Source organism: Micrococcus sp. KRD012 (assembly GCF_017168555.1).
GTDB classification, from domain to species: Bacteria; Actinomycetota; Actinomycetes; order Actinomycetales; family Micrococcaceae; genus Micrococcus; species Micrococcus luteus.
This window is the reverse complement of the sequence record NZ_JABFBB010000039.1, coordinates 1-437: the sequence shown is the minus strand read 5'-3', so window position 1 is coordinate 437 and position 437 is coordinate 1. Positions and strand designations below refer to the sequence as shown.

The following is a 437-nucleotide window of genomic DNA, read 5'->3' as shown; positions in this document are numbered from 1 at the left end:
ATCGCCGCGGATCGCTCCTATCCGTTCATCATCTTCCGCGAATCGGATGGGGTGATGATCGGCGGGATCACGCTCGCCAATGTCCGCCGCGGCATCGTGCAGGCCGGCACGATCGGCTATTGGGTCGGCCTGCCGCATGCCCATCGCGGCTACATGACGACGGCGTTGCGGGTGCTGCTGCCTTCGCTGTTCGGCGAGCTCAACCTGCATCGCATCGAGGCGGCCTGCATTCCTTCCAACGCGTCGTCGATCCGCGTGCTGGAGAAGTGCGGCTTCACCCGCGAGGGCCTGGCGCGGCGCTATCTCTGCATCAACGGGATCTGGCAGGACCATCTGCTGTTCGGCCTGCTGCACGAGGATTTCCGCGGCTGAACCGCGGGCCTGCCGGCGGATGGCCGCAGCCGCCCGGCGCGTTCCGGATGCCGTGTTACATGCCC

At 66.8% G+C, this 437-nt stretch carries 1 protein-coding gene; it reads left to right on the top strand.

The window, feature by feature from the left end; all coding sequences use genetic code 11:
• The coding region (locus J1M37_RS11075; RefSeq protein WP_206452662.1) for a GNAT family N-acetyltransferase at positions 1-372 on the top strand (372 nt) is incomplete at its 5' end.
• Positions 373-437: the final 65 nt, after the last annotated feature.